Source organism: Halobacterium sp. CBA1126 (assembly GCF_009741975.1).
Classification (GTDB): domain Archaea; phylum Halobacteriota; class Halobacteria; order Halobacteriales; family Halobacteriaceae; genus Halobacterium.
In genome coordinates this window covers 1-25,202 of the sequence record NZ_WPCF01000023.1, presented here as the reverse complement: position 1 = coordinate 25,202, position 25,202 = coordinate 1, and the positions used below count along the sequence as shown (strand labels likewise).

General features: G+C 71.5%; 29 protein-coding genes, 1 tRNA gene and 1 pseudogene. 17 read left to right on the top strand and 14 right to left on the bottom strand.

The annotated features are described in order from the left end of the window. Positions 1 to 44: 44 nt before the first annotated feature. Positions 45 to 1,097: a sensor histidine kinase KdpD gene (locus tag GJ634_RS05105; RefSeq protein WP_157500834.1), complete on the top strand. Its 1,053-nt coding sequence runs from the start codon at positions 45 to 47 to the stop codon at positions 1,095 to 1,097. On the opposite strand, the gene nucS is transcribed toward GJ634_RS05105, so the two are convergent. Genes nucS through GJ634_RS05085 form a run of 4 tightly spaced genes read right to left on the bottom strand, consistent with a single transcriptional unit; the run spans position 1,084 to position 4,072 of the window. Continuing rightward, positions 1,084 to 1,836, bottom strand: a complete 753-nt coding sequence (gene nucS, locus GJ634_RS05100) for an endonuclease NucS (RefSeq protein WP_157500832.1) — start codon at positions 1,834 to 1,836, stop codon at positions 1,084 to 1,086. The genes GJ634_RS05105 and nucS overlap by 14 nt on opposite strands. Positions 1,837 to 1,877: 41 nt before the next feature. After that, the gene (gene rnhB, locus GJ634_RS05095) at positions 1,878 to 2,513 is read right to left on the bottom strand and encodes a ribonuclease HII (protein WP_157500830.1); all 636 of its coding nucleotides are present in this window, start codon (positions 2,511 to 2,513) and stop codon (positions 1,878 to 1,880) included. Continuing rightward, the gene (locus GJ634_RS05090) at positions 2,510 to 3,793 is read right to left on the bottom strand and encodes a tRNA pseudouridine(54/55) synthase Pus10 (protein WP_157500828.1); all 1,284 of its coding nucleotides are present in this window, start codon (positions 3,791 to 3,793) and stop codon (positions 2,510 to 2,512) included. The genes rnhB and GJ634_RS05090 overlap by 4 nt, the downstream gene beginning before the upstream one ends. Before the next feature lie 54 nt (positions 3,794 to 3,847). Further along, positions 3,848 to 4,072, bottom strand: a complete 225-nt coding sequence (locus GJ634_RS05085; RefSeq protein ID WP_157500826.1) for a hypothetical protein — start codon at positions 4,070 to 4,072, stop codon at positions 3,848 to 3,850. Between the two features lie 127 nt (positions 4,073 to 4,199). Here GJ634_RS05085 and trmY point away from each other — a divergent pair, with 127 nt between their 5' ends. Together trmY and GJ634_RS05075 are read left to right on the top strand one after the other, a co-directional pair. Further along, positions 4,200 to 4,790 (top strand): tRNA (pseudouridine(54)-N(1))-methyltransferase TrmY, encoded by a 591-nt coding sequence (gene trmY / locus GJ634_RS05080; RefSeq protein WP_157500824.1) that lies wholly within the window; start codon positions 4,200 to 4,202, stop codon positions 4,788 to 4,790. Next, a complete protein-coding gene (locus GJ634_RS05075) occupies positions 4,790 to 5,233 on the top strand; it encodes a TIGR00725 family protein (protein ID WP_157500822.1) in 444 nt (147 codons plus the stop codon). The genes trmY and GJ634_RS05075 overlap by 1 nt, the downstream gene beginning before the upstream one ends. Before the next feature lie 51 nt (positions 5,234 to 5,284). On the opposite strand, the gene katG is transcribed toward GJ634_RS05075, so the two are convergent. Further along, positions 5,285 to 7,498: a catalase/peroxidase HPI gene (gene katG, locus GJ634_RS05070; RefSeq protein ID WP_157500820.1), complete on the bottom strand. Its 2,214-nt coding sequence runs from the start codon at positions 7,496 to 7,498 to the stop codon at positions 5,285 to 5,287. 174 nt (positions 7,499 to 7,672) lie between these two features. On the opposite strand from katG, the gene GJ634_RS05065 reads away from it, so the two are divergent. Beyond that, positions 7,673 to 7,745, top strand: a tRNA-Pro gene (locus GJ634_RS05065). A 427-nt stretch (positions 7,746 to 8,172) separates the two neighbouring features. Here the strand turns inward: GJ634_RS05065 and GJ634_RS16890 are convergent. Continuing rightward, the gene (locus tag GJ634_RS16890) at positions 8,173 to 8,451 is read right to left on the bottom strand and encodes a type IV pilin (protein ID WP_394350872.1); all 279 of its coding nucleotides are present in this window, start codon (positions 8,449 to 8,451) and stop codon (positions 8,173 to 8,175) included. A 306-nt stretch (positions 8,452 to 8,757) separates the two neighbouring features. Between GJ634_RS16890 and GJ634_RS05055 the strand changes: the two genes are divergently transcribed. The 6 genes from GJ634_RS05055 to tgtA are packed head-to-tail and all read left to right on the top strand — an operon-like array spanning position 8,758 to position 12,378. Beyond that, positions 8,758 to 8,910, top strand: coding sequence for a hypothetical protein (locus GJ634_RS05055; RefSeq protein WP_157500818.1), 153 nt, complete (start codon positions 8,758 to 8,760; stop codon positions 8,908 to 8,910). A gap of 57 nt (positions 8,911 to 8,967) precedes the next feature. Then, the gene (locus tag GJ634_RS05050) at positions 8,968 to 9,501 is read left to right on the top strand and encodes an AAA family ATPase (RefSeq protein ID WP_331714001.1); all 534 of its coding nucleotides are present in this window, start codon (positions 8,968 to 8,970) and stop codon (positions 9,499 to 9,501) included. Between the two features lie 38 nt (positions 9,502 to 9,539). Continuing rightward, positions 9,540 to 10,055 carry a hypothetical protein gene (locus tag GJ634_RS05045; RefSeq protein WP_197425404.1) on the top strand — a complete coding sequence of 172 codons (516 nt, stop codon included), beginning with the start codon at positions 9,540 to 9,542 and terminating at the stop codon, positions 10,053 to 10,055. Between the two features lie 41 nt (positions 10,056 to 10,096). Next, entirely contained in the window at positions 10,097 to 10,648 is a 552-nt protein-coding gene (locus GJ634_RS05040) for an NUDIX hydrolase (protein ID WP_331714000.1), read from the top strand. A gap of 40 nt (positions 10,649 to 10,688) precedes the next feature. After that, positions 10,689 to 10,862, top strand: coding sequence for a hypothetical protein (locus GJ634_RS15335; protein WP_197425403.1), 174 nt, complete (start codon positions 10,689 to 10,691; stop codon positions 10,860 to 10,862). A 43-nt stretch (positions 10,863 to 10,905) separates the two neighbouring features. Further along, positions 10,906 to 12,378 carry a tRNA guanosine(15) transglycosylase TgtA gene (gene tgtA / locus GJ634_RS05035; protein WP_157500816.1) on the top strand — a complete coding sequence of 491 codons (1,473 nt, stop codon included), beginning with the start codon at positions 10,906 to 10,908 and terminating at the stop codon, positions 12,376 to 12,378. A 3-nt stretch (positions 12,379 to 12,381) separates the two neighbouring features. On the opposite strand, the gene GJ634_RS05030 is transcribed toward tgtA, so the two are convergent. Together GJ634_RS05030 and GJ634_RS05025 are read right to left on the bottom strand one after the other, a co-directional pair. After that, positions 12,382 to 13,617, bottom strand: a complete 1,236-nt coding sequence (locus GJ634_RS05030; protein WP_157500814.1) for a PQQ-binding-like beta-propeller repeat protein — start codon at positions 13,615 to 13,617, stop codon at positions 12,382 to 12,384. 45 nt (positions 13,618 to 13,662) lie between these two features. Further along, on the bottom strand, positions 13,663 to 14,553 hold the full coding sequence (locus GJ634_RS05025; protein WP_157500812.1) for a mechanosensitive ion channel family protein: 891 nt from the start codon (positions 14,551 to 14,553) through the stop codon (positions 13,663 to 13,665). Between the two features lie 86 nt (positions 14,554 to 14,639). Between GJ634_RS05025 and arcS the strand changes: the two genes are divergently transcribed. Together arcS and GJ634_RS05015 are read left to right on the top strand one after the other, a co-directional pair. Next, entirely contained in the window at positions 14,640 to 16,394 is a 1,755-nt protein-coding gene (arcS, locus tag GJ634_RS05020) for an archaeosine synthase subunit alpha (protein WP_157500810.1), read from the top strand. Positions 16,395 to 16,435: 41 nt separating this feature from the next. Further along, positions 16,436 to 16,858, top strand: coding sequence for a CBS domain-containing protein (locus GJ634_RS05015; RefSeq protein WP_157500808.1), 423 nt, complete (start codon positions 16,436 to 16,438; stop codon positions 16,856 to 16,858). Here the strand turns inward: GJ634_RS05015 and GJ634_RS05010 are convergent. After that, entirely contained in the window at positions 16,855 to 17,868 is a 1,014-nt protein-coding gene (locus GJ634_RS05010; RefSeq protein WP_157500806.1) for a formyltransferase family protein, read from the bottom strand. The genes GJ634_RS05015 and GJ634_RS05010 overlap by 4 nt on opposite strands. Before the next feature lie 122 nt (positions 17,869 to 17,990). Between GJ634_RS05010 and purS the strand changes: the two genes are divergently transcribed. From purS to GJ634_RS04995, 3 genes and pseudogenes are all read left to right on the top strand, one after another. Then, on the top strand, positions 17,991 to 18,245 hold the full coding sequence (gene purS / locus GJ634_RS05005; RefSeq protein ID WP_157500804.1) for a phosphoribosylformylglycinamidine synthase subunit PurS: 255 nt from the start codon (positions 17,991 to 17,993) through the stop codon (positions 18,243 to 18,245). Then, positions 18,242 to 18,915, top strand: a pseudogene (gene purQ, locus GJ634_RS05000) (phosphoribosylformylglycinamidine synthase I). The gene purS and the pseudogene purQ overlap by 4 nt, the downstream one beginning before the upstream one ends. 58 nt (positions 18,916 to 18,973) lie before the next feature. Continuing rightward, positions 18,974 to 19,243: a hypothetical protein gene (locus GJ634_RS04995; RefSeq protein WP_157500802.1), complete on the top strand. Its 270-nt coding sequence runs from the start codon at positions 18,974 to 18,976 to the stop codon at positions 19,241 to 19,243. Between the two features lie 23 nt (positions 19,244 to 19,266). Here the strand turns inward: GJ634_RS04995 and GJ634_RS04990 are convergent, their stop codons facing one another. The 4 genes from GJ634_RS04990 to GJ634_RS04975 form a co-directional block, all read right to left on the bottom strand. Further along, positions 19,267 to 20,346, bottom strand: a complete 1,080-nt coding sequence (locus tag GJ634_RS04990; RefSeq protein ID WP_157500800.1) for an archaeosine biosynthesis radical SAM protein RaSEA — start codon at positions 20,344 to 20,346, stop codon at positions 19,267 to 19,269. Between the two features lie 99 nt (positions 20,347 to 20,445). Beyond that, a complete protein-coding gene (locus tag GJ634_RS04985; protein WP_157500798.1) occupies positions 20,446 to 20,595 on the bottom strand; it encodes a hypothetical protein in 150 nt (49 codons plus the stop codon). 59 nt (positions 20,596 to 20,654) lie between these two features. Continuing rightward, the gene (locus GJ634_RS04980) at positions 20,655 to 20,993 is read right to left on the bottom strand and encodes an antibiotic resistance protein VanZ (protein WP_157500796.1); all 339 of its coding nucleotides are present in this window, start codon (positions 20,991 to 20,993) and stop codon (positions 20,655 to 20,657) included. Then, the gene (locus GJ634_RS04975; RefSeq protein ID WP_157500795.1) at positions 20,990 to 22,024 is read right to left on the bottom strand and encodes a phosphoribosylaminoimidazolesuccinocarboxamide synthase; all 1,035 of its coding nucleotides are present in this window, start codon (positions 22,022 to 22,024) and stop codon (positions 20,990 to 20,992) included. The genes GJ634_RS04980 and GJ634_RS04975 overlap by 4 nt, the downstream gene beginning before the upstream one ends. A 146-nt stretch (positions 22,025 to 22,170) precedes the next feature. Between GJ634_RS04975 and cofH the strand changes: the two genes are divergently transcribed. Both cofH and GJ634_RS04965 read left to right on the top strand, forming a co-directional pair. After that, positions 22,171 to 23,544: a 7,8-didemethyl-8-hydroxy-5-deazariboflavin synthase subunit CofH gene (gene cofH, locus GJ634_RS04970; RefSeq protein WP_157500793.1), complete on the top strand. Its 1,374-nt coding sequence runs from the start codon at positions 22,171 to 22,173 to the stop codon at positions 23,542 to 23,544. A 19-nt stretch (positions 23,545 to 23,563) separates the two neighbouring features. Further along, entirely contained in the window at positions 23,564 to 24,109 is a 546-nt protein-coding gene (locus GJ634_RS04965; RefSeq protein WP_157500791.1) for a metal-dependent hydrolase, read from the top strand. On the opposite strand, the gene cofG is transcribed toward GJ634_RS04965, so the two are convergent. Further along, positions 24,110 to 25,202, bottom strand: a 1,093-nt coding sequence (gene cofG / locus GJ634_RS04960; protein WP_231736946.1) for a 7,8-didemethyl-8-hydroxy-5-deazariboflavin synthase subunit CofG, incomplete at its 5' end; no start/stop codon positions are given.

Genomic DNA, 25,202 nt, shown 5'->3' with positions numbered 1-25,202 from the left:
GCCGCGAACACCACGCTTAACCGGTCTACGGCCCGACACCGACTATGCACCGGGATACGGGACGGGCCGCCGCCAGCGCGACCATCAGCCTCACCGGGGGGCTCGTGCTCGCGGTCATGGTCCGCCACGTCTTCGCCGCCCAGCCGCCGCTGTCGGGCTGGCTGCTCGCCGGCTTCGGGGGGCTCGTCGGCGCGGCGCTCGTCGCCGCCGGCGTCCTCGTCTACCGCGCGGGGTTCACCACCGAGCAGACGGTCCGCATCGCGGGCTGGAACGCCCTCGGCGTGGTCGTCATCGGCGCCGCGCTCGCGCTGCTGTACGCCTACCAGTCCGCGGTCGCCGCGCTGCCCGCCGCGCCCGTCTTCTCCGGGGCGGTCGTCGTCGCGGTCAGCGCCGTCGCGCACGTCCTCATCGGCGTCAACGACGCGCGCCGCATCCGCGCCCGCGAACTCGCCCGGGAGCGCGAGAAACTCGACGTGCTCTCGCGGCTCGTCCGCCACAACCTCCGCACGGAAGCCCAGCGCCTGTACAGCTACGCCACCCGCGTCCGGATGGCCGACGGCGACGCGTCCGACAGCCTCGCCGACGACGTCCACGGCTCCGGCGAGCGCCTCGCGGAACTCCACGAGCACATCACGACCATCCGCGACCTCGTGGAGAACCCGCCGGAGGCCGCTCCGTACGACGTCGACGACGCCGTCGCGGACGTCGCCGCCGACCTCCGCGAGGGACACCCGCACGCGACCGTCGAGGTGGACGCCGAGGACGCGACGGCGCTCGCGGGCGACTACCTCGCGGACGCGGTCCGCGAACTCCTCGAGAACGCCATCGAGCACAACGACAGCGACGACCCGTGGGTCGCTGTCGACGTCGCGACGGTCGACGGCCGCGTGGAGGTCGCCGTCCGCGACGACGGCCCCGCGATTCCCGACACCGAGTGCGAGACCGTGACCGGGGAGCGGGACATCACGCAGCTCAGCCACGGCAGCGGCGTCGGCCTCTGGCTCGTGCGCTGGATCGCGGACGCGTACGACGGCCGGCTGTCGTTCCGCGACCGAGAGGGCGGCAACGAGGTCGTCCTCACCCTCAGAAGTCGGTGAGCTTCGCTTCCGTCGCGCCCTTCGCGTCCAGCCCGAACTCCGACAGCTCCACGAACTCCATGTCGTTGTCGCGGAGCGCGCGCCGCACCCGGTCCGAGGCCGACGGCGCCACCAGCATCCCGCGCACCTCGTCGTTGCTTTCAGAATAGAGTTCGACGTACCGCTTCAGCTGGTCGAAGTGGTTCAGCGTCGCCTGAATCCGCTTCACTTCGACGACGACGGGCGTACCGTCCTCGTCGACGGCGTAGAAGTCCACGAACCCGTACTTCGTCTCGCGCTCGTGTTCGACGATGCGCAGCCCCTCCTCCAGCTCCTCGGGGTTGTGCTGGATGTACTCGTGCATCTCCGCCTCGGTGCCGGACTCCTCGTAGGTCGCGCCGTCCTCGGCCTCGAAGCGCGTGACGCCGTACGCCTCCAGAATCCGGGCTTCGACGCGCTCGCTGGGGTTGCTCCGGCGCGCGAGCAACACGGCGTCCCCGCCGCTCTCCCGGGCCTCGACGGTGCCGCCGCCGGGCATCCAGTTGACCGGCTTGTGGCCGGTCGGCTGGTGGACGAGGAAGGTGCCGTCGGGCTTCGCGACGAGCAGCCGGTCGCCCTCGCCGAGGTGGCCGCTGGTGCGGCCCTCGTACTCGACCTCGCAGCGGGCCTGCACGGTCAACACCGCGCCGTCCCGGACCGCCGCCTTCGCCGCGGCGACGACCCCCCCGGGGTCCGGCGCGTCCAGTCGCTGTACGACCATCGTCTCCCGCGGTTGCCGCGAGTCACCGATAAAGCTGTGGATTAGAACTCGTCCAGTCCGGCCTGCTCGGCGGCTGCGAGCGCGTCCCGACTGGTCTGCCACGACTCGCGCGCGCACGCCGGGAGGTCGCCGTGCTCGCGGACGTACTCCCGCAGGAAGTCCCGCGTCGCCGGGTCGCTCGGGTAGCCCGAGCCGACGTCGCCGTACGCCGCGCTCAGGTCCGCGACGTGGTCGTCCCGGGCGACTTTCGCCACGACGCTCGCGGCCGCGACGAGCGCGTACTCGTCGTCGGCGCCGTGCTCGGCCGTCACGTCGACGTCCGCGGGGACGCCGTCTGCGACCCGCCGGCCGAACCGCGCCTCGTCGACGTCGCCGGCGTCCACGTGGCCGGCGAGGCCGTCCGCCGCCACCTCGGCGAGCGCGTTCGCCTGTGCGTCGACGGTGAGCGCGTTCATGTCCGTCTCCGGGTCGTCGATGCGCTCGACGGGGACTTCGGCGACACCGACCGCGCAGCGCTCGCGGATTTCCGCGTCGAGGGCCTCGCGTCGCGCGGGCGAGAGCCGCTTCGAGTCCGCGACGCCGTCGGGGAGGTCGCCGGGGTCGCCGACGACCGCCGCCGCGAACATCGACCCCAGCACGGGGCCCTTGCCGGCCTCGTCGACGCCGAACGCCGTCATTCCCGGAAGAACTCCTCGTCCTCGAACTCGTCGCGCTCGCCCTCCACGGCGACCACGTCCAGCGCCGTCACCTCCGCGTCGACGCCGAGCACGCCCGCGAGACTCGGCTCCGTGCGCCCCTCGTCGCTGGATATCAGCTCCTTGATGTAGAGGCCGCCCTCGCCCTCCACCTCGACGACGGCGTGGGTGTCGTCAGTGAGTTCGCCGTCGACGTCGTACACCTCGCGCTCGCGGACCTTCTCCGCGCGCCGGTGTTTCACGCGCTGGGGCGTCTCCTGCTGGACGGTCGCGCCGTCCAGTTCGAGCAGCGCCGCCTCCAGTTCCTCCTCGGTGACGGAGTCGCCGAACTCCACCTGCGCGCGGTAGCGCTTCCGCGCGTCCAGCTCCTTCACGCGCGCGACCATCTCGTAGGACGCCAGCCGCAGCCCCTCGACTTCGACCTTCTCGTCGGCGTACTCGTTGATGGCGTCCTCCAGCGCGTCGACGTCCGGGTGGCGCTCCTGCGGCTCGTCGACCTCGATGACGAACGGCCGCCCCGTCCCGAGCATCAGCGCGTCGACGTCCTCCCGGCCCGCCCCGTGGAACGACGCCGACTCGCCGTCCATCGCGTCCACGACGGGCGGCGCGGTCAGCTGTTCGACGCTCTCCGGGTAGAGGAACCCCGTGCCGTCGCAGTGCGGGCACGGCGAGTCCACGAACGTCCCCGTGCCGTTGCAGTCCGAACACGGCCACTTCGTCTGCGGAATCCCGCGCTCGAGCTTGCGGTAGCGGCCGTAGACGAACGCCGAGTTCACCGTCACGTCGACCGTCTCGTCCTCGACGTCCAGCACCGCGAGCACGTCCGGGCGCTCGAAGTCCACGTCCGCGCCCGTGCGCTTCCCGACGCGCTTGCCGACCTCGCGGTTGCACTCGGACTTGAACAGCTCGCCGGCGTCCTCCGCGAGGCCCGCGAGGTCCCGCAGCATCGCCTCGTTCTCCTCGACGAGCGGCGGCGCCCGCGTCCCCACCTGGTACGTGTCGAAGCGCTGGTCCGCCAGCGCGTCGACCACGAGGTCGGCGAACTCGTCGAAGCGGCCCGCCGCGCCCTCGCAGACCCAGCACTCCGCGGCGTCGACGCCCTCGTACGGCTCGTCGTCCTCGAGGGCGACCGCGGTCCGGAGCGCCCGCCCGCGCTCGGCGTTCGTCAGCCCGAAACTGCGGTCCGCGAAACACCGCCCCACGCACGCGTCGCAGATCGGGTCCTCCGCGAGCACCCGGCGCGCGTCCTCGATGACTGTCATGGGCGTTCCGTGGAGGCCCCGTGGTACGTATGCTTCGGTCCGGCGTCGCACCGGTCACTCCCCGTCCTCGTCGCCGTCCTCGCCGTTCCCGGGCAGGCGTTCGACGGCCCGCCGCCACCGCTGTTTGGCCGCCTGCCCGGGGTCCGCGACCGGGTCGTACGCGACGTCGTACCCGGAGTCGAGGGACGCCGCGTCGGCGCTGCGACTCCGCCGCATCGCCGCGACGAGCGCGACGACCGCGAGCGCGGCCAGCGACACCGCCTCGAAGACCACGAGCAACGCCCGTCCCGAGACGTCGACGCTCCGGCTCGTCGCTGTGGCCGGAGGCTCGCCCGACGACCACATAGGCTTTGTCGCGCCGGCGCGGACCCGAAGACCGAAGCCCGCTCGCGCCGACACACGAGGTATGCGACAGTTCGTCGTGCTCGGGCACAACGCCCCCACGGACCCCGACTTCTCGCTCGACGACCTCGCCGGCGGCGCGGGCCGGCTGGACGTGCTCTGCCGGTGCGTGAACGCCGCGCTGTTCCTCTCGCACGACCTCCGGCGGGACGTCCAGGTCCACCTCGTGCTCGGCGACGAGGTGACCGTCCGCATCGACGGCAGCGAACTGCGGTACATGAACCCCGACGAGCGCAACATCGCCGGCCTGCTCAAGCAGGCCCTCGAGGCGAAAGACCGCGCCATCGGCCACCGGGAGGCCGAGTCGACGCCCGGCATCCACGTCTCCACGCGCGGGTTCGAGACGGTGCTGGACGACCTCGACGGCACCGTCGTCGAGCTCCACGAGGACGGCGACGCGCTCGCGGACGTCGAACCCCCGGCGGACCCGGTGTTCGTGCTCTCGGACCACGAGGACTTCACCGAGGCGGAAGCCGTGTTCCTCGCGGACCGCAGCGACCGCCGGGTGCGCGTCGGCCCCGAGGTGCTGCACGCCGACCACACCGTCACGGTCGCGCACAACTACCTCGACACCGACGGCTTCACCGACTACTGATGCGCGTGAGCGTCATCGGGGCGAGCGCCCCCACGGACGCGGCCGTCAGCGACGCCCGCGAGGTCGGCCGGCTGCTCGCCGAGCGCGGCCACGCCGTCGTCTGCGGCGGGCTCGGCGGCGTGATGCGTGCGGCCTGCCGCGGCGCCAGCGAGGCCGACGGACACACTATCGGCGTCCTCCCGGGCGAGGACCGAGCGGCGGCCAACGAGTACGTCGACACCGCAATCGCGACCGGGCTCGGGCACGCGCGGAACGCGCTCGTCGTCATGAACGGCGACGCCGTGATTGCGGTCGACGGCGCGGGCGGCACGCTCTCCGAAGTCGGGTTCAGTTCCGTGTACGACCGCCCGATTGCCGGACTCGACGCCCCGTCGGCGCCGCACGTCGAAGCCGTCGAGACGCCCGCCGCGGCCGTCGACTACGTGGAAGCGAACGTCGACTGACGGCGCCGCGGCTGGCGGCGCGAGCGCGAAAGAAAACCGGGTCGTCGGGCGTTACTCGAGGTCGAAGCGGTCGAGCTTCATGACCTTGCTCCACGCCGCCGCGAAGTCCTCGACGAACTTCTGCTCGCCGTCCTCGGCGCCGTAGACGTCCGCGATGGCGCGCAGACGCGCGTTCGCGCCGAAGATGAGGTCGAAGCGCGTGGCCTCCCACTCGACCTCGCCGGTCTCGCGGTCGCGGACCTCGAAGACCTCGTCGTCCTCGTCGACGGCCTCCCACTCGTAGTCCATGTCGAGGAGGTTCACGAAGAAGTCGTTCGTGAGCGTCCCCGGCTCGTCCGTGAAGACGCCGCGGTCGTCGCCGTGCGTCGCGCCGAGCGCGCGCATGCCGCCGACCAGCACCGTCATCTCGGACGGCGAGAGGTTCAGCAGTTCGGCCTTGTCGACCAGCCGCTCCTCGGGCTGCTCGTCGTAGCCGCCGCCGAGGTAGTTCCGGAAGCCGTCGGCCTTCGGCTCGAGGACCTCGAAGGAGTCCTCGTCGGTCTGCTCCTGGCTGGCGTCCGTGCGCCCGGGCTCGAACGGCACGTCGACGTCGTAGCCCGCGTCGGCGGCCGCCGCCTCGACGGCCGCGTTCCCGCCGAGCACGATGAGGTCCGCCAGCGAGACGCGGACGTCGTCCGAGCGCGAGTCGTTGAACTCGGCCTGGATGTCCTCGAGGGTCTCGAGGACCGCCTCCAGTTCCTCGGGCTCGTTGGCCTCCCAGCTACGCTGGGGCTCCAGCCGGACGCGCGCGCCGTTCGCGCCGCCGCGCTTGTCGCTGTCGCGGTACGTCGACGCCGACGCCCACGCGGTCTTCACGAGCTGGTCGCGGGAGAGCTCCGAGTTCAGCAGCTCCTCCTTGAGCTCGGCGACCTCCTCGTCGCCGACGAACTCGTAGTCGGCGTCCGGAATCGGGTCCTGCCAGACGAACGTCTCCTCGGGGACCTCCGGGCCGAGGAACCGCTCGCTCGGCCCCATGTCGCGGTGGATGAGCTTGTACCACGCGCGGGCGAACGCCTCCTGGAACTCGTCGGGGTTGTCCTGGAAGCGCTCGAGGATCTCCCGGTAGTCGTCGTCATGCTTCAGCGCGACGTCCGTCGTCAGCATCATCGGCTCCTCCGTGTCGTCGCCGTGGGGCTCCGGCGCCTCCTCGATGTCGTCGCCGACCGGGCGCCACTGCCACGCGCCGCCGGGGCCCTTGACGGAGGTCCAGTCGTGGTTCAGGAGGTTGTCGATGTACCCCATGTCCCACTGAATCGGCGAGGAGTTCCACGGCCCCTCGATGCCGCTGGTGATGACGTCCGTGCCGACGCCCTCGCCGAGGGAGTTCTCCCAGCCGAGGCCCTGCTCGTCGATGGGCGCCGCCTCCGGCTCGGGACCCATGTGCTCGTCGGGGTCGTCCGCGCCGTGGACCTTCCCGAACGTGTGACCGCCCGCGATGAGCGCGACGGTCTCCTCGTCGTCCATCGCCATGCGGTCGAACTCCTCGCGGATGTTCGCCGCGGAGCCCTCGACGTCCGGCTCGCCGTACGGGCCCTCTGGGTTCACGTAGATGAGCCCCATCACGGTGTTCGCGAGCGGGTTCTTCAGGTTCCCGACCTCGCCGTCCTCGAAGCGCTCCGGGGACGTGGTCTCCCACTCGTCTTCGGGGCCCCAGTCGACGGCGTGGTTGGACTTGAACTCGTCCTCGCGGCCGCCCGCGAAGCCGAACGTCTCGAAGCCCATCGACTCGAGGGCGACGTTCCCCGCGAGCACGATGAGGTCGCCCCACGAGAGCTTCCGGCCGTACTTCTGCTTGACCGGCTGGAGCAGCCGCCGCGCCTTGTCGAGGTTGACGTTGTCCGGCCAGCTGCTCTCCGGGGGCAGCCGCTGGAGGCCACCGGAGGCCCCCGCGCGGCCGTCCGCGGTCCGGTACGTCCCGGCGCTGTGCCACGCCATCCGGATGAACAGCGGTCCGTAGTGGCCGTAGTCCGCGGGCCACCACTCCTGGGAGTCCGTCATCACGTCCTCGATGTCGGCCTTCACCTCCTCGAGGTCGAGCTTCTGGAACTCCTCGGCGTAGTCGAAGTCCTCGTCGTAGGGGCCGACTCGGTGCGCGTTGTCGTCGAGGACGTCGACGTTCAGCAGGTCCGGCCACCAGTCGTCGATGCCCTTGGACTGCCAGTGCCCGTCGCTCCCGCCGTCGGGTCGCAGGTCGTCCGTCTCGTGTTCGGTGTTGTCGTCGCTCATCGGAGTTGTACCTACACACGACCAGACGTGCCTCCGGGTTAACGATAACGTTGGTAATTACCAACTCGTGGGCCGCGTTGGCAAGGCCGACTCGCGCGCTTGTGAGTCGCTCACACGCCCGCGTTTCCGCCGATTCGGAAGCGTTAAACCCACCACGGGACAACGTGGAGACGCGGGCCGGTGGGGTAGCTTGGTATCCTTCGGCCTTCGGGTGGCCGTAACCACGATTCAAATTCGTGCCGGCCCACTTCTACTCCACTCCGACGCGACGAACGACCAGCGTGTCGTTCGTCCGTCGACGGCGGTGCGTGCGGCCGAGCGAATTTGAATGAGGCGAGACGCGCGCAGCGGAGCGAGCACGTCTCGACGTAATTCAATATTCGTGCCGGTCCACTACTCCCGCAATTCACGACTGAGAAGAGCCAGCTCTCGGTTTTGGCGTAATCGTCTTTTGAGTTACCGGTAGCTGACAGCGAGGCTAACGACCTCGTAAAATAACGGAAAAGACCGCGAGAGGAAGGCTGCGTTAGCTTCCGGTCCCGATCGTCATCTCTTCCTGCGTGACGACCGTACGCGAGCCGCCGCTGCCAATTGCGGTTACCGTAATCGTGGTGTCCGTCTCGGTGTCGGCAGTTATTTTGACACTATCCCCAACGCTAGTTAGATTACCGCCTTCACCTCCCGCGAATTCTGCGTCGTCGTTGCTCATCGTGACGTTCAGCTCTTCGGCGTTCCCTTCGCTGATCCACGTCACGCTGGCGTTCCCGTCGTTGGTCTGGCTGATGTCTGCGCCGGCCTGTACGTTCTCGCTGACCGAGTCCCCCGAAGCCGAGGACGAAGCTCGCGATGACGGCGGCGAGGATGACGGTGATCGCGACCATCAGGATGACGCCGATGACCGGCGACACGCCCCGTTCGTCGTCGGGCATCTCGAACATGGTGATCTTCTTCATGGTGGTTTGGCTGCACGCGACCGGAACGGCTGCGACGGCAATCCGTCGCGCGTGGAAACTGCCCCCTCCGTTGCCGAATCCGTGCTCGGCGGTGCTACCGGTTCCGCCCACTTAAGTTCCCTCGCAACGTGGCGCCGAGCTTACCAGTCTCGAGCGACGTGTCGGCGGCCACACGACGGCGAATCGCGCGCAGCCCGGTGTTCGTCGCGAGGGAGTTGGGGTGGCTCCGGCCGCCGGAGCCCCACGGAAAACGGCTTGACAATTCAGGCGTGAACGGTTCGCGGACTGACGTAGTAGGGCGACCAGATGGCCTGCACGAACTGCGGTGACGGGGGAGACGTCGAGGGGTACACGGTCCGATTCAGTCAGGGGGACGCCGAGCCGACGCGGATGGACCTCGCGCTCTGCGAGACGTGCGCCGAGGAGTTCGCCGCCGAGCCCGGCATCGAGGTGCAGTAGCGCGGCGCGGATTCCACAGGTTCATGGTTCGGGCGCGCCGTTTCCCACTCGATTACCGTGAGCGGGGAGCACGCAGCGACAGACTCGGACGCCGACCGACAGCCGCGCGTCGTGGTGGTCTGCGGGCTGCCGGGCGCGGGGAAGACGACCGTCGCCGAGCGCGTCGCCGACCGGCTCGGCGCCGAACTGCTGCGGACCGACGTCGTCCGCACCGACCTCTTCGAGGAGCCGGCGTACACGGACGCCGAGCTGCGCGCGGTCTACGACGAGCTGTTCGAGCGCGCCGCGGACGCCGTGCGCGGCGGCGACAGCGTCGTCCTCGACGGCACCTTCCAGCACCGCGAGTACCGCGAGCGGGCGCGGGCGACCGCCGACGACCTCGGGGCGGCGGCGACGCTCGTGAAAGTCGAGTGCGAGGAGGACGTCGTCCGGGAGCGCATCCGGGAGCGCTCGGACGACGAGAGCGACGCGGACTTCTCCATCCACCAGCAGTACCGCGAATCCTTCGACGCCATCGACTGCGAGCACGCGGTCGTGGACAACTCCGGGGAACTGGCGGCGACCCGCGAGCAGGTCGACGTGCTGTTCTGACCAGAAGGCTTTCACCGGGGCGGCCGCGAGCGCGGAGTGTGCGACAAATTCTGATAGCTGTGGCGCTCGCGGTGCTCGTATCGACCGCCGGCTGTGCGGCGTTCGGCGGCGGCGGTGACGCGGGGCCGGCGACGAGCGACGGCGGCGTCGTCGAGGCGAACGACCCGGCGGCGGACGCGACCGGCGTGAACCAGACCGTCCGGCTGTCGGCCGACGAGTCGGTGGCGGGCAGCGAGTGGACCTCGCTGTCCGTGGCGTACCCGCGGGAGAACTTCACCGTCGAGAGCGCGCAACACGGGAACGTCTCCCTCGGCGTCGACACCGACGACGACGGCGAGGTCGACGAGCGGTACGACGAGAGCCACGTCAGCGGCGTGAACAACAACGCCTACTCGTTCACCGTGGAACTCGACACCGGCTACGAGCTCTCGGCCGGGGACGTCGTGGTCGTGGAGTACCCGGCGGTGAACAACCCCGCCGAACCCGGCAACTACACCGTGACGGCGACGCTGAACGACGAGCAGACGACCAACGGGACCGTCGTCGTCGAGTAGCGCTCGGCAGCCTTTTTTCGGCGCGGCGCGAACCCCCGCTCGTGACTGACGAGGACGCCGACGAACTGGCGTGGGAGACGACGAGCCGCAGCGTGGCCTACGAGTGTCCGGGGTTCGAAATCGTCCACGAGGAGGTGCGGCTGCCGGACGGCACGCCGACGGACTTCGACTACCTCGCCGACGACCCCGCGGTCGTCCTGCTGGCGTTCACGCCCGACGGGGAGGTCGTCCTCGTCGAGGAGTGGCGGCAGGCGGTCGGGCGCGTGAACCGCGGGCTGCCCGCGGGCGGCGTCGAGAGCGAGGACGCAGATCTCGCGGCGGCCGCCCACCGCGAGCTCCGCGAGGAGACCGGCTACGAGGCCGACAGCGTGGAGAAGTTCGGGGGGTTCGAGCCGACGAACGGCGTCGCGGACGCCGTCCACCACTACTTCCTCGCGGAGGGCTGCCGGCCGACCGGCGAGCAGGACCTCGACTTCGACGAGTCCATCCGCGTGACGACGACTCCCTACGAGGACCTGCTCGAAGACGTCCGCAGCGGCGAGGTCCGGGACGGCCGCACCGCGCTCGGCGTGCTGAACTACGAACTCGGGTAGCGGCCGCCGTCTTTATCGCATCCCGCCGCGACCCACCGCCATGGGCGTCATCGTCTACGAGGACCCGCAGGGCGGGGTCACGGACTGGCAGACCAGCGACGCGAACCTCGGGTACGACGACGACACCGGGCACTGGCTGGTGACCACCGAGGACGGCCGCACCGTCCGCCGCATCCCCCGCGAGCGCGTGTTCTACGTCGAGACCAGCGAGTAGCACAAAGAAACCCTTACGCGCCGCCGCCGGCTATCGCGGGGTAATGAGAGAGGTCTTCGAGGTGACCGCGCAGGACGGCGCGGCCCGCATCGGCGAGCTGGCGGTGCCGCGGGCGGGCGTGACCGTGGAGACGCCGACGCTGATGCCGGTCGTCAACCCGAACCTGATAACGGTGGAGCCGTCGCGGTTCCCGGAGTTCGGCGCGGAGATGCTCATCACGAACTCCTACATCATCAACAACGACGCGGAGCTCCACGAGCGCGCGCTCGACGAGGGGCTCCACGAGATGCTGGGCTTCGACGGCGCCATCATGACCGACTCGGGGAGCTTCCAGCTCGCGGAGTACGGCGAAATCGACACCACGACCGAGGAGATTCTGCAGTTCCAGTACGACGTCGGCAGCGACGTCGGGACGCCCGTGGACATCCCGACGCCGCCGGACGCCAGCCGCGAGCAGGCCGAGGAGGAACTCGCGACCACGCAGGAACGCCTCGAACTCGCGGAAACAGTGGACGTCGGGGAGATGCTCGTGAACGCGCCCGTGCAGGGCGCGACGTTCCCGGACCTCCGCGAGGAGGCCGCCCGGCACGCCTACGGCACGGACCTCGACCTGTTCCCCGTGGGCGCGGTCGTGCCGATGATGAACCAGTACCGCTACGACGACGTCGCCGAGACGGTGCTCGCCGCGAAGCGCGGGCTCGGCCGGGACGCGCCCGTCCACCTCTTCGGCGCCGGCCACCCGATGATGTTCGCGCTCGCGGCGGCGCTGGGCTGTGACCTGCTGGACTCGGCGGCGTACGCCATCTACGCCCGCGACGACCGCTACCTCACCGTCCACGGCACCGAACACCTCGAGGACCTCCACTACTTCCCCTGCGAGTGCCCGGTCTGCACCGACCACACCCCCGACGAGGTCGAGCGGCTGGGCGACGCCGCCCGCGAGGAACTGCTCGCCGAGCACAACCTCCACGTCTCCTTCGGCGAGCTCCGGCGCGTGAAGCAGGCAATCAAGTCGGGGAACCTGATGGAGCTCGTGGAGGCGCGAGCCCACGCCCACCCCCGTACCCTCGACGGCCTGCGGGCGCTCCTCGACCACAGCGAGCAACTGGAGGAGACCGACCCCGCGAGCAAGGACGCGTTCTTCTACACGTCCGCGGAGAGCGCGCGCCGCCCCGAGGTCGTGCGCCACCACCGCCGCCTCGAGCGCCTCTCCCCCGAGGGCGACGTGCTCCTCACGGAGGGGTCGGGCAACGACCGCTTCGACGAGTGGTGGAACGTCCTCCCGCCGTTCGGCCCGTTCCCGCGGTCGCTGTCGACGACGTACCCGCTGACCGCGGAGACCCCCGACCGGATGGACCGCGCGGGCTACGAGGCCGCCGCCGACGGCGTCGCCGCGCTCGCGGACGCCAACCCCGAGACGGAGTTCACGCTCGCGCACCGCGGCTGGCCGGCGTCCGCGCTCGACCGTGTCCCCGCCCGCGTCGACACCGTGGACATCGCCGCGGACGCGGAGTGAGCGTCACCGGAGCGCGACGACGCCCTCGGAAGTGGGCACGTACACCCAGCCGTCGGCGACGACCGGCGGCCCGCCGTACGTCGGCAGCGGCCACGCGTCGGTCGCCGCGCCGTCCGCGAGGTCGAACCTGACGAGCTCGGTTCGCTCCTCTGACCCGACGCTGGCGTACGCGGCTCCGTCGACGATTGTGGACCGGGACACGCTCGTCTCCCGGTCGAAGTCGGTGCGCCACAGCCGGTCCCCGGACGCCGCGTCGAACGCGACCAGTTGCTCCGGGCGGGCGTCGCCGTGTTGCTCCACGGCGAGGAGCACCGAGCCGGTCGCGGCGCCGACGACGAAGTACCGCGCGACCTGCGGGTCCTCGGCGTCCCGTAGTTCGGGGTCGAACGGCTCGTCCCACAGCACGTCGCCCGAGTCGGCGTCCAGCGCCGTGACGCCGGCCTGGAACGCCGCGTGGAAGACGCGGCCGCCGGCGACGGCCGGCCCCGAGACGAACGCGTTCCCCGAGCGTTCCTCCGTCCAGACCGTGCTGCCGTCGGCGGCGTCCAGACACACGACCTCGTCGTCGGTCCCGACGACCACGCGGTCCGCGTCGGCGTCGTAGGCGGCCGCCGGGAAGTGCCCGCTCGGCAGGCCGGCGGTCCAGAGCCGGTCGCCGGTGCGCGCGTTCAGCGCCCGGACCGTCTCGCCGTCCACGCCGACGCCGAGGACGTACTGGCGGCCGCCGCCGAGGAACGGCTCCCCGACGCCGGTGGTCGTCGTGGACCAGAGCGCCTCCCCGGTCGCCGCGGCTCGGGACGCGAGCACGTCCCGGCCGCGCCCCTTCGTGAACACGCGGTCGCCGGGCGCCGCCACCGGCGTCTCCCGCGACCCGCCGGTCGGGACGTTCCAGTGCTCGTCGCCGGTGGCAGCGTCCAGCGACGCGAGCCGTGGAATCGAGGACGACGCGAGGCTGAGGACCGCTCGGCCGTTCGCGACCGCGACCTCGGGGCGTCGGCCGGACGCCGGGTAGCGCCACCGCTCGGCGAGGTCGCCGTCCGGCGCGCTCTCTGGCGGCGGGTTCCGGCTTCGCTGGGGGTCGTAGTCCGGGTACGGCCACTCGGTGTCGGCCCACGCGAACGGCGCGGGGTCGGGGACGCTGTCGGCGTCGACGTAGGGGCGTGCGACGTAGCCGCCCGCGAGGCCGGCGAGGGCGCCGCCGGTGGCGGCGAGCACGTCGCGTCTGGAGGGCGAGCGCATCGTCGGGCGTTCGCCGGCCGCCGGTATGTGTTTTCGGTCGGTTCGCTACGCGTCCTCGGGGTGCTCCACGGTCAGGGAGCCGGAGAGCTGGCGGCCGGCGGCGGGCGCGAGCGTCAGGTCCGCGTCGTCGAAGCGGCGCTTGACGCGCCGCCGGAAGTCCGAGCGCACGGTCGCGACGTCGGCCCGCCCGGGGTCGTCGACCCAGAACTCCGCCTGCACGGTGACGGCGTCCGCGCCGAGGTCGACGATGCGGGCGTTCGGCGCGGGGTCGGCGGCGACGCCGTCGTGGTCGACCGCGACCCCCTGCAGTTCCATGAGGGCGCGCTCGGTGTCCTCGGCGTAGGAGACGAACGCGCGCTCGGTGACGCGGTAGCTGTCCCGGCCGAACGGCCGCGTGAGCGCGTTCGTCGTGAGTTCGGTGTTCGGGACAGTGAGCGTCTCGTTGTCGGGCGTGCGGATGCGGGTGACGCGGAAGTCGACGGCCTCGACGGTCCCCTCGCCGTTCGGCCACGAGATCCAGTCGCCGACGTTGAAGTCCGGGTCGGCGACGAGGAACACGCCGCTGACGAGGGAGGCGAACACCTCCTGTCCGGCGACGCCGAACGCGAACGTGAGCGCGGCGACGAGGATGGCCGAGTCGGTGTTCACGAGCGCGCTCGCCTGTCCCGTGGCGGCGAGGCCGAGGAACACCGCGAGGCCGGCGAGCAGGATGGCGAGGTACGTCTCCGTCGCGGAGACGAGCGTGGGGTTGTTCTCGTTGCGGCGCCGGAGCACGCGGACCACCACCGGCACGAGGAACGCCCGGCCGGCGAGGTAGACGGCGGCGACGACCGCGAGGAACAGGGCGACGTCGCCGAGGACGTCGCCGTACGGCGCGAACCAGTCGGGGAGCACTGGCACCGCTGCGGCCAGCAGTCCGGGTGCGGGAGTCGTCATACCGACGCGTCGGGTGCGACGACGAAAAAGCCGGGGGCGGCCCGCGAAAGGCAAGGCAATTGGGCGCGCGGCCCCCATCGGCGTGTATGACCGAGTACTTCGAGGTACACGCGCGCGACGCCGCGGCGCGCGTGGGCGAGCTCCGGCTCGCCGAGTCGGTGCGGACGCCGACGCTCGCGGACGACGTCGTCGCGGACGCCGGCAGCGAGTGGGTCCAGCGACGGGACCGCCCCGAGGGCGACGAGTCCGCGCTGACCGTCCTCCCCTACCGGGGATTCCCGTCCGGGACGGCCGAGGAAGTCCAGGAGTCGTTCGCGCCGGACTACCCGGACGTGGACTTCCCGAGCGCGGCCGTCGTCTCCCCGCAGACCGCCGTGGACTACGGCGCGGACGCGTACGTGCTCTCCGGCGCGCCCGGCGTCGTCGGCCACGGCGCGGCGTTCCGGGACGCCGTCGTCGACACCCGAGAGGCGATTCCCGACGACACCGCGCTGTACCTCTCCGGGGTGGCGACGCCGCGGAACGTCGCCGTGCTCGTGTACGCGGGCGTCGACCTCGTGGACGCCGACCGCGCCGTCGTGCGCGGGACGCAGGGCCGCTACCTCACCACCGAGGGCGCCTACGACCTCGCGGACCTCGACGAGCTGCCGTGCTCGTGTCCCGCGTGCCAGCAGCCGGTCGCGGAGTTCGACCGCGAGGACTGCGTCGACCACAACGTCAACGCGCTGAAAGCCGAACTCGGGCGCGTGCGCCGCCGGATTCGGGACGGCCGCCTCCGGGACTACGTGGAGGGGCAGGCCCGCCACGAGGCGTGGGTGACCGCGGCGTTCCGCGAGTTCGACCAGCAGTACGGCTACCTCGAGGAGCGGACGCCCGTGATGCGGGACTCGCTGCTGCTGTCCGCCACGGAGGACGCGCTCCGCCGCGTCGAGATTCAGCGCTTCGCCGAGCGCGTCACCACCCGGTACCAGAAGCGCCTCGACGGCCACCCCCTGCTGCTGGTGCCGTGTTCGGCGAAGAAGCCGTACAGCGAGAGCCAGAGCCACCGGCAGTTCCAGGACGCCGCCAGCTACCGCGCGCACGTGGTCTCGATGACGTCGCCCATCGGCGTCGTGCCGCAGGAACTCGAGTTGACCTACCCCGCCCAGCACTACGACAGCGTGGTGACGGGCCGCTGGAGCGAGGAGGAGAAGGACTTCGTCGCGCGCGTCCTGAAGCGGTACATCGACCGGACGGACTACCCGCGGGTCGTCGCGCACGTGCCCGACGAGGGCTACCGCGACATCTGCGAGCGCGTCGCCGGCGAGGTCGACGTCCCCTTCGAGTTCACGGTCGAGGACCACCCGACGACCGACGAGAGCCTCGGGGAGCTGAACGCCGCGCTCGCGGGCGAGGACAAGATCTGGGTGGAGGAGCGCGAGAAGGCGACGCTGCGCGCGGTCGCGGACTACGTCGTCGGCGACGGCGCGGGCGACGAGCTGTTCGACGACCTCACCGTCCAGGGCCGGTATCCGAAACTGCAGGCCCTGGACGGCGGCGGCGAGCAGCTCGCGGCGCTGGTCCCCCAGTACGGGACGCTGTCGCTGACGCTCGCCGGCGCGCGCAAGTGGGTCGACTGCGACGCCCCCACGAAGCGCGTGGAGATCGACGCGTTCGTCCCCGAGGGGAGCGTGCTCGCGCCGGGCGTCGTGGCCGCGGACGACGACATCCGGGTCGGCGACGAGGTCGTCGTCGAGGGTCCGGAGGCGTTCGCGGTCGGCCGCGCGGCGATGCCCGGGCCCGCGATGGCGGCCGCGACCCGCGGGATGGCCGTCGACGTGCGCCACTGCGAGCAGTCCTGAGCGCCGAAAGAGCTACGCCAGTGGTGTGTGAACACACACCTATGCGGGTCCGCGACGTGATGTCCACGGACGTCCTCGCCGCCGACGCCGAAGACAGCGTCCGCGCCGCCGTCGGGCGGATGCTCGCCAACGGGACGGGCAGCGTCGTCGTGGAGAAGGACGGCAACCCCGCGGGCATCCTCACCAAGGTGGACGTGTTGACCGCCGGCCACGAACACGACCGGCCGCTCAGCGAGATTCCCGTCTACGCCGCCGCCAGCCACCCGCTGATTACCGTCGAGCCGTCCGCGACCGTGCGGGCGGCCGCCGCTCGCATGTTCGACTACGGCGTCCACCACCTCCCCGTCGCGGACGGCCTCGACCTCGTCGGCATCGTCACCGCCACCGACCTCCTCGAAGCGCAGGACGACCTGCTCGCGGAGGTCGGCGAGGTCGACGAACGCCGCGAGGAGTGGGAGGACTAGTCGTCCGCGGGCGGCGCGTCGACGGGCGCGTCGGGGTTCGCCGCGCTCGCTTCGTCGGGCATCCCGAACTGGTGGTCGCCCGTGACCTCGACGCTGCCGCGGCGGACCGTCGCGTCCCCGGCGAGGTGGACGCGGACGGCTTCGACGAGCGCGTCCGCTTCGAGGGGCTGGCCCCGATTCTTCACGTCCTCGACGGTCGCCTCCGGCGGCACGTCGAACGCGCGCTGGGTGAGAATCGGCCCCTGGTCGAGGTCCGTGGTGACGTAGTGGGCGGTGACGCCGGCGACGCGGACGCCCTCCTCGACGGCCTGCCGGTAGGCCTGCGCGCCGGGGAACGCCGGCAGCAGGCTCGGGTGGATGTTGATGATGCGGCCGGCGTACCGGAAGACGACGTCCGGGCTGAGGATGCGCATGTACCGCGCGAGCACGACGAGGTCGACGTCGTACTCGTCGAGGAGGGCCAGCAGGCGCTCCTCGTCGGGGGTGCCGGTGTCGTCGCCGATGTCGTAGAACGGGACGCCGTGCTCCCGCGCGACGTCCTCGAGGTCGGGGTGGTTCCCGATTACCACGCGGATCTCGGCGTCGAAGTCGGCGTCGAGGAGCGCGCGCAGGCAGTGGTCTTCCTTCGTGACGAGGACGGCGACGCCCTCGTCGCGCTCGTCGGGGAAGCGCACGCGGACGTCGACGCCGAGCTCGTCGCCGATGTCCGCGAGGCGCTCGCGGAACGCCGCGCGGGTCGTCGCGTCGCCCGCGAGGTCGGCGGGTTCGGCCTCGCCCTCGGCCTCCCAGCGGTCGTCGGCGTCGTCGATGGGGGTCGTGTCCGCGAGCAGCGTCATGCGGAAGACGCCGTCGCGGACGGTCTGCTCGATGTCCTCGATGTTGACCCCGTGCTCGAACAGCAGTCCGGTGACCTCGGCGACGATTCCCGTGCGGTCGGCTCCCACGACCGTGATCTCGGTGAGGTCACTCGTCGGCGCTGCCGCGTCCGGACTGCCGTTCGGCTTCGGCATACACGGCCCCAGGGCGTCGGCGGACATAAGCGGCGTCCTTCGCGCCGGAACCGATACGCACGTTCGTGTATCTTCGAACCGTTCCAAAAGAGTCTTTGACCACGAATACCCACATCACGTCGATGACCGCGTACACCGCGACGGTGACGGTCCGACTCAAGCACGGGGTCCTCGACCCGGAGGCCGAGACCACCCAGCGAGCGCTCGAACGCCTCGGCTTCGACCTCGAGGACCTGCGTTCGGCGGACCGCTTCGAGATCGACCTGGAGGCCGCCGACGGCGACGAGGCGGCCGAGCGCGCGGGCGAGATGGCCGACCGCCTGCTCGCGAACCCGACCATCCACGACTACGACGTCACCGTCGAGACCGCAGAATGACGGTCTGCGTCGTCCGCTTCGGCGGGTCGAACTGCGACCGGGACGCCGTCCGCGCGCTCGCGGAGCTCGGCGTCGACGCCGAAATCGTCTGGCACGAGGACGGCCTCCCCGCGGACGCGTCGGGCGTCGTCCTCCCCGGCGGCTTCTCGTACGGCGACTACCTCCGCGCCGGCGCGATGGCCGCCCAGTCCCCCATCATGGACGACGTGCGCGAGCTCGCCGCCGACGGCGTGCCCGTCCTCGGGGTCTGTAACGGCGCCCAGATCGGCTGCGAGTCCAAGCTCACGCCCGGCGCGTTCACCACGAACGAGAGCGCGCGCTTCCAGTGCGAGCACGTCCGCGTCCGCGTGGAGAACGCCGACACGCCGTTCACGGCGCCTACGACGAGGGCGACGTGCTCACGCTCCCCATCGCGCACGGCGAGGGTCGCTTCGAGATCGACGACGAGCGCTACGACGACCTCGTCGGCGAGGACCGCGTGCTCTTCCGGTACTGCGACGCGGACGGCGCCGTCACCGACGAAGCGAACCCGAACGGCTCCACGGGCGCGGTCGCCGGCGTCCTCGGCGAGCGCGACTCCGTCGCCGTCCTGATGCCCCACCCCGAGCGCGCGACCCTCCCCGAACTCGGGCTGACCGACGGCCAGGGCGTCCTGCGCGCGTTCGCGTGACTGCCGTCCGCGGGGCGCCACCGAAACAGCGACGGGTCTGGCTCCAGTCGGTGCGTCCGTGAGCGTGAAATCCGTCGTCGGCCGGCTGGTGGGCTGGCTGCTGCTCGCCGTCGCGGGCGTCGCGGCGCTGAACGTCGCCTGGATGGTCGCGTCCAGCGCGCTGTGGGGCGTGACCACCGCGAGATTCCTGACCGGCTGGTTCTCGGCGGGCCTCGCGCTGACCGCGGGGCTCACGGGGTACGTCGTCCGGCAGCGCGTCGCGGGCAACGTCATCCCGCTGAACTACGACGTCTCGGTCGCGTTCCGCGGCGGACAGGGCGGACTGTAGTGGGACGAGAACGGCGAGAAAAACTACTCGGCGAGCGGGAGGTTGTAGCTCGTCTCCCGCTCCACGACCGCGTCCCACGTGGCCTCGCACTCGCAGGACACCTCCGAGAACACCGAGGGGTCCTGCCGGAGGTCGAAGTCCTTGATTGCTTCCTGCACGAGGTCGTCGCACTCCCCGCAGTTGTGCGGGCCGCGGTCGCTGCCGTGGCCGACCGGGTCCGAGACCACGATAGCGTCCGCGTCCGCCGTGTCTTCGAGGACCTCGGCGACGCTCCAGAGCCACGGCGGCCGGTAGCCGCCCCGGAAGTGGAGCTGGTCGACCATCGTGTACCGCTGGACGTTCGTCGGGTTCATCGACACCGTGTGGCAGCCCTCGACCTCGGCGCACTCCCGCACGGACTTCTTCATGTCCTCGACGGCCTCCGACTCCGAGAGGAACGGCGGCTTCATCAGCAGGTACGCCTTCACGCCCGCGTCGGCCTCGCGGGCCTCCGCGCACGCCGCCTCGAAGTCCGCGAAGTCGAAGTACTTGTTCACGCAGTCGTGGCGCACGCGGTCGGTCGCCGTCTCGAGGCCGACCGCGACGTCCGTCTCCAGCCCGACCTCGGTGAAGTCCGCGAGCTTCCCGCGGTCCACGAAGTCCGGCAGGCTCTCCACGACGATGCGCTCGCGGTCCGCGAACGCCTCCGCGATGGCCGCGCGGGTCTCGGCGGGCACCTCCCGCTCGTCGAGGAACGACCCGCTCGTGTAGATCTTGATGAGGCCGGCCTGCTCGTCGGCCTCCTCGCGCTCGTGGGCGAGACACTCGTCTATCTGCGCCATCAGGTCCTCGTGGGCGACGCTGCCGCCCTCCACGGACTCGGCGACGTAGCCGCACATCGTGCAGCCGCCGGCGCGCGCCCACCGACAGCCGCCCGTGTTCAGGATGATAGTGAGGCTCTGGTAGACGCCGTCCGGGGTGTTGTCCTCGTCCAGCCAGACGCGGGTCGGCTCGTCGGGTGCGTAGTCCTTGTTGCCCTTCTCCGCCCGCAGCTCCCGCATCACCTGGTTGTGGGCGTCCATCCCGCGCCCACGCTCGTAGACCTCCGCGCTCGGCTCGCTCATGGGTAGTCGGTGGCGTCGCGGCCGTAAAGCGGCTTCGTCTGGCCGTTCCGCAGCGAGCGGCACGGCCGCGTCGGCGCGACGCAGAACAGCGAGGCGGAGTCAGCGCCGGAGGGACAGCCACCGCGACAGCGGGCCGAGAACGCCGGCCGCGTGCCGGTCCTCGTCTTCGTCGTCCTCGTCGGGCGACGAGACGCCGATTCGCGAGCTTCGACCGACCGTCGCGTCGATGACGCCGGTGTGTTTCAGCACGTCCGGAGGTCGCGGCTCCGCGCTGATGTACTTCCCGGTCGCGGCGGACGCGACTGCCGTCAGTCACTCGCGGCGCGCCAGACGGCCGCGCCCGCCGTCGCGCCGACGAGGTTGGCGAGCGCGTCGAGGGCGCTGGCGGCGCGGCCGACGAGCGGCTGGAGGAGTTCGACGCCCGCGCCGAACGCCGCGACGCCGACGACGAGCGCGGCGAGCGCGCGGGTCGTTCGTGCGCGGCGGGCGCCGGCCAGCGAGAGCGCAATCGCCGCGTAGCCGACGCCGTGCAGGAGCTTGTCCGCGCCCGCGGGGAGCCCGCCGGCGGCCGACCCGGGCGCGAGCGACCCGGCGAGGACGGCGACTATCGAGGCGGCGGCGACCACCGTCCAGCGCCGCGGCGTCACGCCTCGAACGCGTCGAGGGCGTCCGCCAGCGGCGGCGCGTCGAACCACTCGCGGCCCGTGTAGCGGTTCGCGCCCGCGGCGTACACGTCCGCGGTCGCCTGCACGAGCTCGTCGGGCAGCGGGTCCGGCGACTCCTCGCAGAGCTCGCGCCAGTCCGCGACGCCCCGCTCGTCGGCCTCCCGCTTGGCGGCGCTCACGGCCTCCACCCACTCGGGGTCGGCGCGCTTGTAGTACTGCCGCACGACCTCCTTGGAGACCTCCCGGCCCTCGTACGCGAAGCGGTTCTCGTCGAACGTCCCCGCGACGTCCGCGACCCGCACCTCGCCGTCGACGTAGAGGCACTCGATTTTGCCGTCCTCGTGGGTGAACCCGGCTTCCTCGGCGCGCTCGGTGACGACCTCGTTCACGCGGCGCGCGAGCCCGTCGAGTTCCTCGATGCTCGCCTCGCCCGCGATTTCGTCGGCCTCCGCGCGGGAGAGGTAGCGGTCCTGCTCCTCGTACTTCGTGGAGAACTCCACGACCGGCTCGGGGAGGTCGACGGGTTCCTCCGGCCACTCGTCGGCGTCGAGGTCGAACTCGGCGGGGTCGCGGCGCTTCCGCAGGCTCGACCCGACGGGGACGCTGTTCCGGAAGACGACCTCGAGCGGCACGAGGTAGTTGCCGTCCGCGGCGGCGTGGTAGGCGTCGTAGTCGTAGCCGCCGTGGGTCCCGCCCTCGCCCTCGAAGGGGAGGTCGGGGACCTGCGTGAGCGCGATGGCCATCTCCGTCGGCGGCTCGTCGGCGTCCGCAAGCGGGACGGTCTCCCCGTCGGCGTTCCGCACGCCACGGTAGTGCGTGGGGACGCCCTCGGCTTCGAGGCGTTCGAAGTTGAACGCGCCCATCGTGCAGAGGCTCGCGCCCTTCCCGGGAATCAGGTCGGGCATCTCCCCCCAGTCGAAGACGGAGTAGCGGTCGCTGAACTCGAAGACGCCCCGACCCAGCGCGTCCCGCGTCGCCCCGGCTTCGACGCGGAGCGTTTTGACGCTCGTCATGGCTGTACGCGCGGCGCCGACCACCATGAATCTTTCACTCTCGTGCCTACAATCTCCTTCCGCTACGCGGAGATGTTCACGTTCGCGCATCCTCGCGGGCGGCCGCTGTGGCAGGCTTTTTGGCGGTGGCCGCGGTGACTACGAACATGTCCGACGCCGCCGGCGAGTTCGACTTCGACGCGGTCCCCGAGACCGACCAGTCGTTCGAGAACGCGCTGGCGAAGGCCCGCGACGGCGACCGGCTCTCGGTCGCCGACGGCGTCGAACTCATCACCACCGGCACCGACCGCGAGGGAATCGACCCCGGGCGGAAGGAGCTCGTCCTCGAGGCCGCCGACCGCCGCCGCGCCGAGGTCGTCGGCGACGAGGTGACGTTCGTCGCGAACGTCAACAACAACGTCACCACGGCCTGCAACACGGGCTGTCTGTTCTGCAACTTCAAGGACACCGCCCACAAGTTCGAGGCCGACCACGACGACGACCACGCCGGCTTCACGAAGACCCCCGAGGAGTCCTACGAGGTCGTGAACGACGCCGTCGAGCGCGGCGCCTACGAGGTCACCTCCGTCTCGGGGCTCCACCCCGCGTTCGGCCTGCACGAGGACCACCGGGAGGCCCTCGACCCCGACGACCCCGAGCACAACTACAAACCGCCCGAGAAGTACACGACGGACCCGCACACGTACGTCGAGCAGATTGCGGCGATGAGCGACGCCGGCGCGCACGTCCACTCGATGACCCCGGAGGAAGCCCACCACGCCCAGCGCGGGGTGGACTGGGGCTACCGCGAGGTGTACGAGACGCTCGCGGACGCCGGCCTCGACACCGTGCCGGGGACCGCGGCGGAGATTCTCGTCGACGAGGTCCGGGACGTCATCTGCCCCGGGAAAATCGACACCGGGGAGTGGGTCGCCGCGATGGAGGCCGCCGCCGACGTCGGCCTCCCGATGACCTCCACGATGATGTACGGCCACGTGGAGAACGAGGCCCACCGCGTCCAGCACCTCGACGTCATCCGGGACCTGCAGGACCGCACCGGCAACATCACGGAGTTCGTCCCGCTCTCGTTCGTCCACGAGCAGACGCCGCTGTACGACCGCGGCGTCGTCGAGACCGGCGCCAGCGACGCCGAGGACGAACTCCTCGTCGCCGTCGCGCGGCTCTATCTGGACAACGTCGAGCACATCCAGTCGTCGTGGGTGAAGTTCGGGAACGCGAAGGGGCTGAAGCTCCTGAACTGCGGCGCCGACGACTTCATGGGCACCATCCTCAGCGAGGAGATCACGAAGCGCGCGGGCGGCCAGCACGGCGAGTTCCGCTCGGTCGCCGACTACGCGGACATGATAACCGCTATCGGCCGCACGCCCGTCGAGCGCTCCACGGACTACACCGAGCGCCGCGTCGTCGACCCCGACGCCGACACCATCGGCCCCCGGCTCGGCCCGCAGGCCGACGGCACGCCGCTGGTCCCCGGCCGCGACGCCGACGGCTCGCGCGGCGCCGCGAGCGCCGACGACTGATGGCGGGTGGTCGCGCGTGATGGCGACGACCCACGCCGCGATGGGCGTGCTGCTCGCCGCGCCGCTGGTCTGGGTCGCGCCCGACCTCGCCGCCCCCGCCGCGCTCGGAGGGATGGCCGGCGGCGTCTTCCCGGACCTCGACCTGGGCGTGCTCGAACACCGGAAGACCCTGCACTACCCCGAGCACTACTGGCCGCTGGCCGCCGCCGCGTTCGGCGTCGCCGCGGGCGCGCCGTCCCCGGCCACCGTCGGCGCCGCGTTCTTCCTGCTGTCGGCGGCCGTCCACTCCGTCACGGACGCGCTCGGCGGCGGCCTCGGCGCGCGCCCGTGGGCGAACGACGACCAGCGCGGCGTCTACTCGCACTACCGCCGCCGGTGGATCCGGCCGCGGCGCTGGATTCGCTACGACGGCGCGCCCGAGGACCTGCTCGCCGTCGCCGTGCTCTCCGCGCCGGCGCTCGCGCTGTACGACGGCCTCGTCCGGCGGCTCACGGTCGCGATGCTCGCGGTGTCGGTCGTCTACACGCTCGTGCGGAAGCGCCTCCCGGCCCTCGACCCGACCTGACTACGGCCGCGGCGCGCTCCCCTCGCGGACCGCCCGGTAGCGCTCGCCGTCCGCGATGGCCCGGCCGATGCGCTCGCTCACCCACTCGTTCTCGTGCCCCTCCTCGGGGAGGAAGCGCTCGTAGACCGGGAGGCGCTCCCGCAGCGGGACGCCGCCGTGGTCGGCGATGGCCTCGAGCTCGCGCAGCGCCGGCCACGCGTAGTCGGGGTTGATGTGGTCCTGCGTGACCGGCGACACCCCGCCGAGGTCCTCGACGCCGCAGTCCAGCAGTGCGCGGGCGTCCGCGAGGTTCGGCGGCACCTGCACCGCCACCTCCTCGGGGAGGACGGCCCGGGCCATCGCCACCGCGCGCCGCATCGTCGCCTCGCTGGGCGGGTCCTCGGTCCAGCGCTCGTTCGGGCTCACCGGCTGGACGATGACCTCCTGGACGTGGCCGTGGCGCTCGTGGAGGTCCCGAATCGCGAGCAGGCTCTCCGCGCGGTCGCGCCAGTCCTCGCCGACGCCCACGAGAATCCCCGTCGTGAACGGGACGCCGAGGTCGCCCGCCACGTCGATGGTGTGGAGGCGCTGGCCGGGGTTCTTCGCGCGCGGCCCGCCGTGGGCCCGCACGTCCGCGGTCGTCTCCAGCATCACGCCCATCGAGGCGTTCACGTCCGCGACGTGGGCCATCTGCTCGCGGGTCTGGTCGCCCGGGTTCGCGTGCGGCAGCAGTCCCTCCTCGAGGGCGATCTCGCACGCCCGCCGGAGGTAGTCGTGGATGGAGTCGAATTCCCACTCGGCGAGCTGGTCGTGGATTGCGGTGTAGCGGTCGTCGGGGTCGTCCCCGAACGTGAACAGCGCCTCCGTGCAGCCCGCGTCCGCGCCCTCTCGGCACGTCTCGCGGACCGCCTCGGGGCTCATCAGGTCGGCCTCGCCCGGCGGGTCGTAGTACGTGCAGTACGTGCACGTGTACCGGCACGCGGTCGTCAGCGGCACGAAGACGTTCCGCGCGAACGTCAGCTCCCCGGCGGGGTCGACGTCCTCCGGGCGGACGTCGAGGGCGGCCTCGCGGTCGGCGTCACGAATCTCCACGTCGACGCCGTACTCGTCGGCG